General features: G+C 72.7%; 8 protein-coding genes. All 8 read right to left on the bottom strand.

What is annotated here, in order from left to right; genetic code table 11:
• The 8 genes from ACG02S_RS05300 to ACG02S_RS05335 are packed head-to-tail and all read right to left on the bottom strand — an operon-like array spanning position 1 to position 13848.
• A complete protein-coding gene (locus tag ACG02S_RS05300) occupies positions 1-4737 on the bottom strand; it encodes a hypothetical protein (RefSeq protein WP_394469400.1) in 4737 nt (1578 codons plus the stop codon).
• Positions 4738-6720: a hypothetical protein gene (locus tag ACG02S_RS05305; protein WP_394469401.1), complete on the bottom strand. Its 1983-nt coding sequence runs from the start codon at positions 6718-6720 to the stop codon at positions 4738-4740.
• A gap of 10 nt (positions 6721-6730) precedes the next feature.
• Positions 6731-7744 (bottom strand): hypothetical protein, encoded by a 1014-nt coding sequence (locus tag ACG02S_RS05310; protein ID WP_394469402.1) that lies wholly within the window; start codon positions 7742-7744, stop codon positions 6731-6733.
• Between the two features lie 2 nt (positions 7745-7746).
• Positions 7747-7908 carry a PKD domain-containing protein gene (locus ACG02S_RS05315; RefSeq protein ID WP_394469403.1) on the bottom strand — a complete coding sequence of 54 codons (162 nt, stop codon included), beginning with the start codon at positions 7906-7908 and terminating at the stop codon, positions 7747-7749.
• A gap of 9 nt (positions 7909-7917) precedes the next feature.
• Positions 7918-8262 carry a hypothetical protein gene (locus ACG02S_RS05320; RefSeq protein WP_394469404.1) on the bottom strand — a complete coding sequence of 115 codons (345 nt, stop codon included), beginning with the start codon at positions 8260-8262 and terminating at the stop codon, positions 7918-7920.
• 40 nt (positions 8263-8302) lie between these two features.
• On the bottom strand, positions 8303-11104 hold the full coding sequence (locus ACG02S_RS05325; protein ID WP_394469405.1) for a phage tail protein: 2802 nt from the start codon (positions 11102-11104) through the stop codon (positions 8303-8305).
• Between the two features lie 7 nt (positions 11105-11111).
• Complete coding sequence (locus tag ACG02S_RS05330) at positions 11112-13424, bottom strand: putative baseplate assembly protein (RefSeq protein ID WP_394469406.1); 2313 nt, start codon at positions 13422-13424, stop codon at positions 11112-11114.
• Positions 13414-13848, bottom strand: coding sequence for a GPW/gp25 family protein (locus ACG02S_RS05335; protein ID WP_394469407.1), 435 nt, complete (start codon positions 13846-13848; stop codon positions 13414-13416). The genes ACG02S_RS05330 and ACG02S_RS05335 overlap by 11 nt, the downstream gene beginning before the upstream one ends.
• Between the last annotated feature and the right edge of the window lie 2 nt (positions 13849-13850).

The raw sequence follows: 13850 nt of genomic DNA on the forward strand, positions 1-13850 counted from the left end.
CTAACGCACCTTGGACATGCGCAACGCCTCCACCTGCCGGGCCACCCGCTTCTCGGCAACCGGCTCGGCGCCGTGTGGCGCGGGCCTCGTGGCCGCAGTGGCCACGGTGGCAGCACTGCGGGGAACCGCTCCCGCCTGCACCTGCGCCGCCTCCGCGCGCTGCACGCCGGCGGTGGTCAGCGGCGGACCGGCCTGTACCTGCACGCGCAGCGTGGCATCCAGCGTGACAGCCGGCCCGGCCGGCGCGTATGTGATGCGCGCGGTGGCAACGCCGTCGGCCAGGTCCTCGATGACGGCGCGCGCCAGCAGCGTCTGCGTGCTCGGGGCATGCACCAGCACCTGCATGCCGATTCGCGTGATGGCGGGGTCGATGGCGATGTCCAGCCGCGTGTTGACGATGGCCGGCACGGGGCGGCGGATGCGCGCGCTGATGATGCGTTTGACCGGCGCATGCGCGGCCAGCAGCAGGCACACGCGCACCAGGTCGTTCATGGCGTCCTGCGCCGGGGCCTCGTCGGCCACCTGGGCGAACAGCCAGTCCACCATGCGCTGCATCTGCCGCCAGGTGATGTGGTCCACGCCCAGGCTCTCGTTGCCGAAGCCGGGCAGCACCGTCAATAGGCGCAACGACACCGCCGCGTCGAGCTGAGAGAACAGCGCCGTCCAGCGCAGCCGCGTGGCCGGCGGCACTGTGCAGAAAGCCGCATGCAGGCAGGCCGAGACGCCCGCCACGTCGTCCAGCAACTGGGCGGCGGCCAGCGTGACCTCGCGCCGCTGCGTGCCGACCTGCAGCAGGTCGCGCACGTTGGCGATGCGCTGCACGGGTTCGATGGCCTGGCGCCAGCTGGTCGCATCGAAGCCCACCAGTTGCCGTGCCGAGTCCTGGTAGGACTGCGCGATGCGCTCGGTGTGGCGCTCGAAGGTGGTTGCCAGCATCAGGCCGGTCGCCGTGTGCGCGCCATTCGCCACGCCCAGCAGGCTCACCGTCGACACCGCCTGGCCCAGGAACACGCGCTGCTGCGCCTGCGCCACCACCCGCTCGATGTCGGTGATGCGGTCCAGCTTCACGAACACGTCGGCGATGGGCCGCAGCCAGCGCACCGGCACGTCGCGCAGCGTGTCGACCATCGCCATCAGCTCGGGCGGCGCGTCGTGGGCATCGTTGCGGCAGCGCGGCACGGGGTCGGCCACGTCGGCCGGCTGCGCGGCCAGCAGCGGGGTGTCCTGCAGCGCCAGCGTGACGCGCGGGCGGCGGAACACCAGGTAGGGCACATGCTCGGCCAGGATGGCGCGGCGCTTCGCTGCCAGCGCGGCCAGGCGCGCCTGCTCCTCGTCGCGCAGCGCGCGCGCGACCGACAGGTCGTGCCTCACCTCGGCCAGGCGCAGCGCCAGCGCCGCCAGCAGGTCCTGCAGCCGCGTGGTGACGCCGGCAATGCGTTCGCGTGCGGCCTTCGCGTCGGCCTGCAACCGGCGGTAGTCCTCCGCGCGCAGCTCCATGCCGCGCAGGAAGCGGATGGTGTTGTCGATGGCGTCAATGCCGCGGCGGAAGTACACCGCCTCGTGCAGGTCGGTGCCGACGTCGGCGGCGTCCTCGTCGCTGAGGTCGGCGCCGCCCAGCAGGTCGCCGGCCGTCACGCGGGTGGGGTCGTCGCCGGTTGGCTTGCGGTAGCCGTAGATGGGCAGGTCGTCGACCACCAAGCCGCTGGCCTTCAGGCCGTTGATTCCGCCCACGACGAAGTCGTTCTTGCCCTTGGCCGCCGTGTTGCTGGACACCACAGACGCCGGCAGCGTGAAGCGCTCGGCGACGGTGACGGTGTTGTAGGTGGCGCCGATGAGGCTGGCGCCCACCACGTCCTTGATGGCCGGCGGCGTCTCCAGGCTCAGCTGCACCGGCCGCACGCCCACGCCGCCGATGACACCGACCGCTGCTTTGCCGCCGATGACCTTCACCGGCGTGACGGCGATCTCCGGCGAAATCTTGACCGCCCCGTCCACCTCCAGCCGCGACCGCCCGCCGACCCCGATCACCGGCGAGGGCGCTTCGCGCAGCAGCAGCGCGGTTGGCGCCGGCGCAGCGAACAGCGACGTGCCGGCCGACGACAGCGCGAAGGTACTGGTGGGCACCGAAAGGCGGTTGCCGTTCTCGGCCAGGCGCAGTGCGGCCACGTTGCCGGCCCCCACCCGCGCCGCCGCCGCTCCCACACGGGCCCGCGTCGCCCGTTCGAACACAGGCGGCGCGACGGCCTTTTCGTTCAGCCGCTTGAAGTAGTCGTTGAACTCCTTCTCGGTGGCGACCGGGTTGTCGCTGCGCTGCACGAGCTCGGCCGCCGCCGGTGAGGTCAGGAAGCGGCCGGCGTCGTCGGTGCCAAGCACGCTTTGCCGCAACCGGAAGATGTCGGTGCGCGCCCGCAGGAAGCCGAAGTCGACGTGGTCTCCCGCCGCCTTGATGCGACCGTCCAGGCGCTGGATCAGTTCGTCCAGCCCGCCATCGACGGGGCGCGGCGGCGTGGTGGCGGTGCGGCCGGCGGGTGGTTCGCCCAGCTCGACGGTCAGCAGGCCCGCGCGGAAGTTCTTCCAGCTCGCCAGCAGCTTGTCGAGTTCGCTGACGTGGCGGGTGTGCGGGCGCGCGCCGGGCGGCGCGGCACTGTCGCCCTGCTGCGGCGCCAGCGGTTCCAGCGGCACTCCCAGCGCGGCGTCCTCGGACGCATCGGCGGCGGCGCCCTGCTCCACCCACACCCAGCCGCTGGCGTCGCTCACCTGCGCACCTGGCGGCAGCGCGTCGCTGACCCAGAACGACTCGACCCCGCTGGCGGCCCGGCCCGCGTGGCCCCAGCTCACCTCGCTGGGCTCGTCGCCGCCGAAGATGGCGAACGCAAGGCCGTCGATCTTCTGGCCTGCCAGGCCGGCACGCGCCATCGGCACAGACAGGCGCGTCCACACGCCCGTCGGCGGCAGGTCGCCGATGCGGTCGCCACCCGCCTCGCGCGGCACGCGGCCCCAGGTGAAGGGGCGCGTCGTCAGCGCAGCCTGCGGGGGCTCGCCGCTCACCAGCGGCCGCACGCCGATGCCGGCCGGCGGCCGGTCGATGCGAACGAAGACCACCAGTTCGTCGCTGGCCTGGAACTCCAGCTTCAAGTGCGCGTCCTTGAACTCGTGCATCTCCGCGCCATTGGCGACGGTGCTGGAGCGGTGGATGCGCGCAAAGGCGAGCGCGTCGAGCGCGCCGGTCTCGTCGGGCAGCGCGTTCGGATCGTCCTGCGGGTAGCTGGGCGTGTCGCCCACCAACGCTTGCGTCAGCAGGTCGAAGCGGCGGCGCAGCGCGTCGCGCCGGGTCAGCAGCTGCAGCCGCTCGCCGGTCAGGCGGGCGACCTCCAGGTCGAACAGCGGATGCAGCGGCAGGTCCAGCTTCAGCAGGTCGGGGTCGTACAAGCGCGCTGGCACGGGCACCAGCAGCTGCACCTGGTCGCGCAGCGACAGGTTGAACGGCAGCAGCGGCGACGCCTCGGCGATCAGTGCGTCCACCATGTCCAGCGGCACCGGCTGGGCCTGCACGTCGAAGCTGGGTGGGAAAAACCGTTGTCGCCCCGCTGCGAAATCGGCCATGTCGCGCGGCAGGATGCCGGCCGGCGGCAACCAATCGAACTGCCGGGCCAGCGCGTCGGCCTGGCGCTGTGCTGGCGCGAGTTCGGCTAGGTGTTCTAGCAGCTGCGAGACGCGTGCCTGCCACAGCACGTCATCGCCCGACCACGGCACCAGCGCGCTGCGGTTGCGCCGCCCGCCGCCCTGGCGCACCACCGCACCCCGGTCGGCGAAGACGGGCTTGAACTGCGCATCGAAAGCCACCAGCGAGAGCGGCACACCCAGCAGCTCCCAGGGCCAGGGCTGACCGCGCTCGGCTACCTGGCCCGCCTGCGCGGCGAGCGCGTCCAGCTCGGCCGGCGACAGGCTGGCGCGCTCCATCCATTCGCGCATGGAGCGCGGCACGGCGACGGACAGCCGCTCGCGCTCGGCGTTGAACACCGCGTAGGCCAGCCGGTTGCGCAGCCGCGGATCGACGTGGACGTCGTCTTCGCTCCACGGCGGCAGCGGCCGGTCCTGCGGCCAAGGCGCCCAGACGAGCTGGAAGCCGTCCTCCCAGGCGGCGCGCGAGAAGGCACTCTCGTCGGTGGCGTTCGGGCACGGGGAATCGATGGCGTCACTGCGGTCCAGCGCGATGGTGCGCGGCATCGCCACCAGCGCCATCGCATGCGGCAGGAAGCTGGCACCGTCCAGCTCGGCCAGCACCTGGGCCAGCGAGGTCTGGCGCTGGAAGCTGGACAGCCGCTCCCACGGCGTGGCGCCGAGGTGATGGTCTTCCAGCGCCTGCTCGACCCGCGGCGAGATCACGCTGATGGCGTCGAACGCGATGTGCAGCGGGTAGGCAAGCTCGATGTCCTGCCCGTCCGGCGCGATGGCACGGCCGGGCAGCAGCACCAGCGTGTCGCCCTCGATGGCGAGCTCCAGTCCGTCGATGATGCCGGGCGCCACCGACTGGCCGAGCCGCATCGCGTCGGCGATGCGGCCGCGCTGCTCCTCGATCAGCGCGGTGTGCGTCAGCGAGCGCTGCGGGAACAGGTGCAGCCGCTTGCGCAGCGGCGGCTCGCCGGCCCCCGCCTTGGCATAGGGCCCCAGCGCGGGCACGGTCGCGAGGACGTGCTCGCCTGCCAGGGGCCGGTCGATGCTGCGCAGGATCTTCATTTATTGCTCCAGCTTGGGCTTCACGCCGGCAAGCGCGGCCAGCCGCAGGCCGGCGTCGGGCGCCTGCGCCGCATCGCGCAGCTGCAGCGCGAAGCCTGCGTGCTGCAGCACGGGCAGCGACCGCACGGCGCGGTCCAGGTGCTGCGCCACTCCGCTGTCAGCCACGGACTTCACCAGTTCGGCCGTCTGGAGATCTTTCTTCACGTCCGGCGCGGCCGCCTGCGCCAGCGCGTCGAAGCCCTCGCCCAGCCGGGGGTCGCCGAACGCGCGGGCGACTTCCAGCACGTCGTCGTGCTGCAGGCCGTCATCGCCGCGGGCATCGGCGCGCAGCGACAGCGCCGAGAACGCGCTGCGGCGCAGCAGGTCGGACGTGGCCAGCACCTGGTTGCCGAGGTCGGCGGAGACGGCCAGCTTGGGAGCGGCCAGCAGGTTCACGGCCTCGGCGCGTGCCAGCGTCGGGATCTTGGCGACCAGGCTGCCGAAGCGCGTCAGCACCGCGTCGGCGCGCAAACGCACGTCGACCTCGGCGTCCAGGGCACGGGCATCGCCCGCCAGCCGCAGCGTGGTGCCGGAGATCTCGGCCGTGTAGGGCAACTGGCGTTTGCGCAGGTACCAGAACATGCCGCGCCCCTGCGCGCCGGCGGCGGCCTGCGTGCGCGCGGCCTCGATGGCGCGCTGCCAGGCCTGCGCCAGGCCGTCCGCCGGCACCTCCAGCACCGGGGGGCGGATCAGCAGGTCGGGCTGCGACAGGCGCACCAGCGACTCGAACGGGGAACGCTTGGCAATCAGCCCGGCCGAGGCCGAGCGCACCGGCCGCACCACCGTCTGCAGCGAGCGCTTGTGCTGCTCCAGCTGCTGGCGCGTGACCGGCGCCACGATGAGCAGGGACAGGTGGTCCAGGTCGTCGTCCGCGGCGCGCAGGTCGATGGGCGGCAGCGCGAGCGCCTCCTGCACCAGTGCGGCCAGTTCGTCGCTGGGGATGAAGGCGAACTCGCAGTCCACCAGCGGCGGGAAGTAGCTCTGCAGCAGCGTCAGTGCGCCCAGCTCGGTCTCGAAGCGCAGAGTTGCCGCCGGCAGCGGCCCCACCGGCGGCAGCACCTCGAACTGCCGCGCCGCCGCAAACCCGGCCTGCACCGTGCCGGTATCAATGTCGTCCATCTGGTCCTGGTGCTGCTTCAGCCAGGCTTCCAGCAGCGCGCGCGGCCGTTGCGACAGCCCAGCCGCCAGCGTGGACTCGGCGCCAACTTCGCGCCGCACCATGTGCACGTCGATCCAGCGCAGCGTGCCGCCCTCCAGGCACACCATGGCCAGCGGCAGCGCGTCCTGCAGCACGCCGGGGCGCTGGCGGTCGAAGAAGATCTCGCGCGCAACGCGCGAGCGCCGCGCGTTGGCGTTCTCCACACCGGCGCGGTCCGGATAGGGAATCAGCGTGATGGCCGTGGCTTCGATGATGTCGCCGTCACGCACCGTGCGCTGGCCGTCCAGCGTGGTCGGGTAGGCCGCCGTCGGGTTGGCGCTGAACTCGATGGGCCGCAGCGCCAGCACGAACAGGCCGCTGCGGTTCACAGCACTGGCCGCGGGCAGCAGCTTCACGCCCAGCTGGGCATCGAGTTGCGCCGCCATCGGCAGCGCGGCGATGGCCACGGTCTGCCGGCTGTCGATGTTCACCAGGTCGCCGCTGGGCGTGACGCCGATCCCCGGCTCAATGACGAGCTGCGGGCTGTTGGACGCCGCCTGCGTGCCCAGGCCCACCATCAGCCCGCGGATGACGCCCGCACCCATGGCCTGCGCCAGGTCGGACTGCCGCGCGCGGATGTAGTCCTGGTCGGCGGTGAGGTCGTCGGCGGTCAGGAAGCGGCCATCGAAGTAGAACGGCCGCCGCCGGCCGGCATCGACGATGAGCGCGCCGGCCGCCAGTTGGGCCTGCAGCCGGGCGTCGTCCTGCGCGTCCTGGATGGTGATTTCGCGGGTCGGGGTTGGCATCACAGGCTCCTCACAGCGCGCCGCGCCACGAATAAGGGTTGAAGACGATGGGCCGCAGCGCGTTGTCGGCCAGGTCGCGCCACCGCGGCTCGTGGTGCTCACCGGGTGGGGGCTGCGGTGCCGCCGCGATCGCGGCGATGGCTGCCGTGTCGACGGTGGGGAAGCGGGTCGCGTCGGCCTGTTGCACGGGGATGGCCACGCGTGCGAGCAGCACGCGGTCCCAGTCGGCCTCTACAGCGTGCTCGGCCAGCTTGGGCAGGCGCGTTGGGTCGTCATGTGACGGCTCAGGCCACGCGTCCAGCGCGCTTTCCATGCACCACAGGCGTCGCGCTGCCTCCAGCTGCACGGGGTCGGTGACGCCCTGCAGGTCGGCCAGCATGGCTTCCAGCTTCGGCGAGCGCGGCTGTGGCTGCGCCAGCGTACCCTTCGGGTTGGCCTCGGTCTCGCCGACGTCATGCGCGAGCTGCAGTGTCAGCTCGAAGGAATCTGCCAGCCGCGCCGGCACGACGTAGTCGGTGGCGTTGAACGGCCCCGCCGCGAAGGCGGGTGTCTTGCCGTGCGGGCAGGTGGCGAAGCGCAGGAACACATCGAGCACCAGGCGAGGCTCGCCCGGCGTGTCCTCGCGCACCGCGTCGATGACGTTGATGCGCTCCAGCGCCGTGGCGCCCATGGCCTCGCGCTGCGCAAGCCAGCGCGTGACGTGGATGCATTGGATGCGCCGGATCTCGATGAGCCGGCCCAGCCGGTCCAGCGCCAGCCCGGGGGCCACCTGCACCTCCAGCTCCGGGTTGTCCGCCGCCGCGCAACTGACCCGCAGACCGGCCACGGTGCCCACGCCGTACAGTGCCGCGAACGCGCGCCCCATGCGACCGCGGTGGTACAGCTGCTCGGCCGCAAAGTCCTCCGCGCCCAGCAGCACGCCGGTGGCGTAGTGGACGCGCTCGGGCACGCCGCGCGGCGCGAGGCTGTCGGCGACCAAGTCGTCGGCCTGTTCTTTCACGAGGCTGGTGTCGGCGGCGCCCATGCTCACTCCTTGAAGACCTTGATCTGCAGGCTGGCCGACGCGCTTTTGCCGGTGCTGCCCTGCACGACGAGTTGGACCCGGTAGGTGCCTGCGGGCAGCCGTGGGTCCAGCTGGACCTGGGGCTCGCGGACCGTCAGCGGCGCGTCGACCTTGAGGGTTTCCATGACGAGCCGTTAGCCGCGCAGCAGCGTCCAGTTCCACACCTTGACCTCGCCACCGATGTCGCTTGAGCGGTCGCCGGTGAGGCGGAAGGCACGGCCGAACGGCACGTTCACCTCGGGCGTGGCAACGCGCTCGCCGCGTTCGGTGAGCAGGTCGATGACCGCCGTGGGCCGCTCGGTGTCCTGCACGATGATGGTCACGTTGGCGGTCTCGGACTCGTTGCCCGCGTCGTCCACAACAACGAGCTGGAACACGTGCTTGCCGGGCTTCAGCGGGGCGTTGGGGCTGACGACGACGTCGAGCAGGGGCTCGTCGGACTTGACGCTGGCATCGGTGCCGGGAACGAACTTGGCCATGGTGGGCTCCTTGAAGTGGCTGGGGGTCGGTGGGTGGGGGTCAGTCGGGCGGCAGGTGCGTCCAGGTGAAGCTGTCGATGGCGCGTCCCTCTTCGGCGCTCGACGCGCTGCCGTCGAGCTGGAAGGGTTGGGCAACGCCGGCCGTGTCGCCAGGCGACAGGCCTTGCACCGCGATGCGCGCCACCGGCCGCTGCTGCGGGGCTTGCGGCGGCAGCACGGCGTCGAACGCGCCGGCATGGGCGTCCAGCGAGGCTTCGCCGCGCAGCGTGTCCACGCCGCCCAGCGACGAGGTCTCGGCGCCCGGCCCTACGCGCACGGGGCGCTGGGGCGGCGCGGCACGGAGGTAGGTATCGGCGCCCACCAGCGCGGCCACGCCCACCATCAACGGGTAGGCGGCATCAACGACACGGGTCAGCACGTGGGCTGGCGCAGCCAGTTCGGTCAGGCGCTTCACCATGCCCTTCTCGTCTGCGCCAAACGTGTCGTGCACCAGGACAGTCACGCGGTGTGCCAGGTCGTCGAACAAGGCCTGGTGCGCGGCGGCGCGGCCGGCCTGCAGTGCTGCGTCGGCCTGGGGGGCGGCTGCCGTGAGGTGGCGGAACAGCGCCAGGAAGGTCTTCAGCTCGCCGTCGCTGAGCGTGCGCGAATCGCCCAGGAAGAGCGCGTCGCCGACGACCGAGTTGCCGGATTGCGTGAGGCCGGTCGTCAGCGGGTCGGTCGCGTCCTGCAGCTGCGCGCCGAGGATGGTCGAGAGCGTGCGGCGCAGCCGGAAGTCCTCCACCACGACGATGCGCCCGCGCGTCACGGCGCCGTCGGTGGCGATGTCCAGCGCCCGCTGCAGGCCCGCCAGCGTGCCGTGGTGGCGCGCCAGCTGCGGCGCGTTCAGCAGCATCCAGCGCGCGCGCTCGCGCGACATGCCGGGCTCCAGCGACAGGCCGACCCACGACGCCAGCCAGGCCAAGGCCTCGGGCGGGCACGCCATCGCATCAGTCAGCAGCGCGCTGGCGGCAATGCGGCCCTCGATGTCCGTGAACAGGCCCTCGAACAGGTGCAGGAAGCGGTCGAGGAAGTCGGCGCCGGTGGCCGGGCCGGCGCGGTCGGCGTCTGCGCCGAAGACACGCTCGTGGTACAGCGCCGGCAGGTAGCGGTCGCGGTAGGACAGCCGGCCGGCGTAGGCCCGCAGCACGGCCAGTTCGGGCGTGGCGCGGCCGTCACCGAACAACTCCAGCGCCACCCACAGCCGCGAGCCCTGCAACGCGCGCACCGTCGTGCCGGCGCGCTGGATCAGCATGGCGAAGAGGCCGGCCTGGCCCGGACGCGCCGGTTGATCGCCCCCGGTACCGCAGCACAGCACGCTCTGGCCGCTGGGCACCTCGGTGGCGTCCTTGACCCAGGCGGCGCGCGGCATGTCGGGCGGCAACGCGTCCTGCAGCGCCTGCGGCAACGCGCTGCGCTCGCCGATCAGATGCGGGTACCAGTGCGCCCGCCGGCCGCGTTCGCCGGGCGTGAAGTCGGGGGCGTCGGCATCGTTGGCGGCCAGCCAGACCAGCATCGCGCAGCCGGTCGGCACCGCGGCCTCGGCGTAGAGGCGGTGCCAGACCGTACCCGGGTCGCGCGCATCGATACGGCCCAGCGCGGCGCGGGCACGGTCTTCGGGCGTGCGGTCCTGCGCGGCGTTCACCAGCAGGCCGTAGCGCGCACGGGCGCCCGTGGACACGCGGGCGACCCGCGCCGGAGCCACGCCGGCATCGCCACGCCGCGCGTAGTGCAGTCGCTCACCCGGCCGGCCCGCGACGAAGGCGCCGCCGTTCCAGCCGGCCAGCGGATAGAAATCGCCCTGCGGCTGCAGCGGTGGGCGCAGGTCCTGCGGCAACGTGTCGTGCCCCTCCGCGCTGGCGGCGGCCAGACGCTCCAGCAGCGTGGCGGGCATGGCGTAGGTCCAAACCCCAGGATCGCGGTCGCGACCCTCGGGCGACTTCAGCACACCGCGCGTGGCGATTGCGATGCGCTCGCCGTCCAGCCAGCCCAGCGTGTGCGGGAAGCGCGGCCCGGCCAGCCGCAGCGGCAGCGACAGGCGGCTCTCGTCCAGCAACGCGCGCACCGAGGCACCGCCGGCCGCGCGGCCCAGGCTCAGCACCAACAGCGGGCCGCGGCGGTGCGTTGACAGCGCGACCGCCTTCTCGCTGGCGGGCACGCGCGCGGCCAGCACGCGCCAGCGCGGCGGGTGGGGGTTGGGGTCGGCGGCGCTGAAGCGCGCATCGGTGCCGCGGCCCACATAGACGGGGAGAGTGGCCAGCGGCAGGCCGCTCATGCGCGCGATGCCGCCCTGCTCCACGTCAAGCGCCCACACGCCGCCGCCGGGCGCCGAGGCCAGGCGCTGCAGGTTGAAGCCGACCGGCGCGTCGAGCTGCGTCAACTCGAAGCGGCCGCGCAGGTCCACCAGCCACAGCGCGCCGTTGGCGGCAAGGTAGAGCACGTCGTCGTCCCCGACCGTCATGTCCGTTACCGGCTGGGCCTTCGCGGGCAGCGCGAAGGCCTGAGGCGCCAGCGCATGCCGGGCGGCCAGGTGCGAGACGCTGGTGATGCCGCTGCCGTCCCACTGCACGTGGTTGCCGAAGGCGTCCACCGCAACGGACGGCTGCAGCGCCACATCGGCCACGCTGGCCGCTTCTTCCACCAGCGCGAGGCTGTGGGCGCGGCTGGCCAGGCGCGCGCCTGTGACGCGGTGGTGCAATGCTGCCTCGACGGCCTCGGTCGGCTCGCCGCCAGGCACCGGCACGCGCCACGGCTGCAGCCCGCCGCCGAAGGACAGGCCGAAGGAGCGCAGGCCGTTGACGTCCATGGCGCCCTCAGCAGAATGCCGGCACGACCGGCAGGTAGAGCGCCGGCCCGCCGTTGCCTGCTTCGCCCGGGAACGGCGCATCGACGGACACCGGCGCATTGACGCCTTCGACCACCGCCAGCGCCGTCAGCTCCGGCAGCTGCCACGGGTCCAGCATCAGCGTCGTCACCAGCTTGCCCGCGCCGGGCAGTTCGACGAACACGCCGTCCTGCTTTTCGAACAGCCGCACCGGCGACACGCCGGCCACGCCGGCCACGCGCGCCACCACGACCTCCAGCTCGCGGTCGCCGAGCTTGCGGCCCAGCGGGTAGCCGCCGTCGTTGGTGGCTGTCGCGGGCCAGGGGCCGTCGGCACCGCCCAGCCCCAGCGGCAGTGGCCACAGGTAGCGGCGCAGCGCCAGCCGCACGTCGGCCAGCACGTCCTCGCGCGCAAAGCCGTCGCGCACCTGCACCGCCACTGAGATGCCGATCTCACGGTATTCGCAGCCGATGATGTACAGCTCGGTCCCCAGCGGCCGGCGCTCGTTCAGAAAGCCGTGCACCGCTTCCAACAGCGGCCGGTCGGCGCGCGGCATCGGCGCGGCGTGGCCCGTGCCCAGGCGCTGCGGTAGCACCATGACGGACACCGCGCCGGGCACGCTGGCGTTGCGCTCGTGCGGCTTGAACCGCGGCAGCACCTCCACGCGCCCCACTTGCACGCCGGGCGCCTCGCGGGCCAGCACGCGGTAGTCCTCGGCAGTCACCGCGCGGTCGCGGTGCTGGAAGTACGCGGGAATGCGGCGCTCGGCCGCGTCCAGCGTCTCCGCGTCGCTGCCGTGCTGCAGCGCCAGCGGCTGATGAATGTCGATGGCGGGGCTGGGCTTGTCCTTGCCGCCCTGGCGGTTGATGAGGCTGTCGAGCTTGGCCAGCGTGCCCGCCGGCAGGTTGCCCGCCGCCCCGCCACCTACGCGCAGCCCGGTCACCACGATGCGGCTGCCGGTGCTGGGCACGCGCCCGTGAACGCCGTCGCCCAAGCGAACGGTGCCGGCCTCGGGGTCGAGCTGGAAGGCGTTGTCCAGCGGGCCGGCGCGGCCGAGGTCGTCAATGGGCGACCACACGCGGCTGCCGCTGACGGGGTCGTGCACGAGGAGCTGCAACGTGGCCGGATCGGCAGTGCCCAGCGTGCTGATGCCCAGCTCGAATTGCTGGTCGGAGCCGCCGTCCGACACGCCGACGGCACGCCCCGGCAGCGCCTGCCGCTGTTCGATATGCACGGCGTTGACGCCCGCCCACGCCAGGCGCAGGCTGGACAGCGCGAAGCCGGGCTGCACGCGCAGCCGCAGCCAGGTGACCAGCTTGCTGGCGTCCTCGTCGCTCTCCAGGCGCGGCGGGGCGTCGCCAACGCCGGCATGCAGGTTCTCACGCGGGTCGTTGGACGGCGCGCCGATGCGCTCGATGCCCGGCAGCGCCAGCCGCACGATGCCGGAGCGCGTTAGCCCCCGCGTGCTGTCCTCCAGCGCGTCCAGCGCCACGGCGTCGGGCACCTGGGGCGTTGTCGCGTCGCTGCCGGTCGTCATCTCCCACACCAGCGGGATGGGACTGCGGGCGGTGATGCCCTCACCGCCTTCGCCGCCTGCACCGCCATCAGGCACATCCAGCGCTAGCGCCAGACCCACGTTGATCGCGCGTGCGCCGTCCTCAGCGTCGGCGGCCAGCGTCTGGCGGGCGTCCGCGCGTAGCTTGGCGCTGGGTGCCAGCAGTGCGATCCACAGCGAGCCGTCCACGGTGGCCTCGATCAGATCCACTCCGGTGGCCAGGTTCTGCCCGGGAGCGAACACCTCGGTGGTGACGTAGCCCAGCGGCGTGCCCTCGGTCGTGCGGTACACCGCCTGCAGGTCGGGCAGCAGCGCGTTGAAGTCGTCCTGCTCCTGCGCACCGAGCTTGCGGCGGATGAAGGCCCGTCCGTCCAGCGGGTAGGCGGTGCAGAAGTTCAGCGTAGAAAACGGCACCGGCTTGTCGATGCTGGAGCCGGGGCGCACCTGCACGGCCACGGCGGTGCGGTCGGCCTTCACCTTCAGCGACACCAGGCCGCGCGCGGCGGTGGCGGGCTTCAGCGGCATGCCCAGCAGCCGCAGGTAGGCCAGCCGCTGGCGCTCGGGAATGAGGTTGGCGCGGTACAGGATGGTGTCGCCCAGCCACGCGAACAGGTCGATGAGCGTGCGGCCCGGGTCGCCGGGGCGCGGGTGCGTCCATTCCGGTGTGTGCGCCGGGATGCGCGACAGCAACTCGGCGACGAGGTCGTCAAAACTGCGGTCGTCGAGGGCGGGCGGCCTAATTGGCATGGCGCGACTCCATCACCAGCGTGAGCCCCACCCGCGCCGGCGCCCCTGTGCGCTGGTGGCGGTAGGCGATCTCCACGCGCACGCCGTCGGCGACGCCGGTGGCTGCGTCGCTGACCGGATCGACCGCGATGCCGTCCACAACGATGCGCGGCTCCCAGCGCTTCAGCGCGTCGCCCACCAGGTCTTTGATGCGGCTGCGGGTGGCCACCGTGTTGGGCTCCGTCAGCAGGTTCTCCAGTCCGGCGCCGAAGCCCGGCCGCATCAGCTGTTCACCAGGCCGCGTGGACAGCAGCACCTGGATAAGCTGGCGCACGCTCTGCGCCAGGCTGGGGTAGTGCAGCTGGCCGTTGGCATCGGGCACCGGCAGAAGCGGCCAGCCGATGGGCTCAGAGAAGTTCGCGAGGGTGGGCGCTGGCTTGATCACGC

The organism is Pelomonas dachongensis (assembly GCF_043555865.1).
Lineage (GTDB): Bacteria > Pseudomonadota > Gammaproteobacteria > Burkholderiales > Burkholderiaceae_C > Pelomonas > Pelomonas dachongensis.

What these genes read in the sequence shown, in the direction of transcription:
- ACG02S_RS05315 (WP_394469403.1), bottom strand. Translation starts at nt 7,908, where the DNA reads ATGGAAACCCTCAAGGTCGACGCGCCGCTGACGGTCCGCGAGCCCCAG.
- ACG02S_RS05330 (WP_394469406.1), bottom strand. Translation starts at nt 13,424, where the DNA reads ATGCCAATTAGGCCGCCCGCCCTCGACGACCGCAGTTTTGACGACCTC.
- ACG02S_RS05320 (WP_394469404.1), bottom strand. Translation starts at nt 8,262, where the DNA reads ATGGCCAAGTTCGTTCCCGGCACCGATGCCAGCGTCAAGTCCGACGAG.
- ACG02S_RS05310 (WP_394469402.1), bottom strand. Translation starts at nt 7,744, where the DNA reads ATGGGCGCCGCCGACACCAGCCTCGTGAAAGAACAGGCCGACGACTTG.
- ACG02S_RS05305 (WP_394469401.1), bottom strand. Translation starts at nt 6,720, where the DNA reads ATGCCAACCCCGACCCGCGAAATCACCATCCAGGACGCGCAGGACGAC.
- ACG02S_RS05325 (WP_394469405.1), bottom strand. Translation starts at nt 11,104, where the DNA reads ATGGACGTCAACGGCCTGCGCTCCTTCGGCCTGTCCTTCGGCGGCGGG.
- ACG02S_RS05300 (WP_394469400.1), bottom strand. Translation starts at nt 4,737, where the DNA reads ATGAAGATCCTGCGCAGCATCGACCGGCCCCTGGCAGGCGAGCACGTC.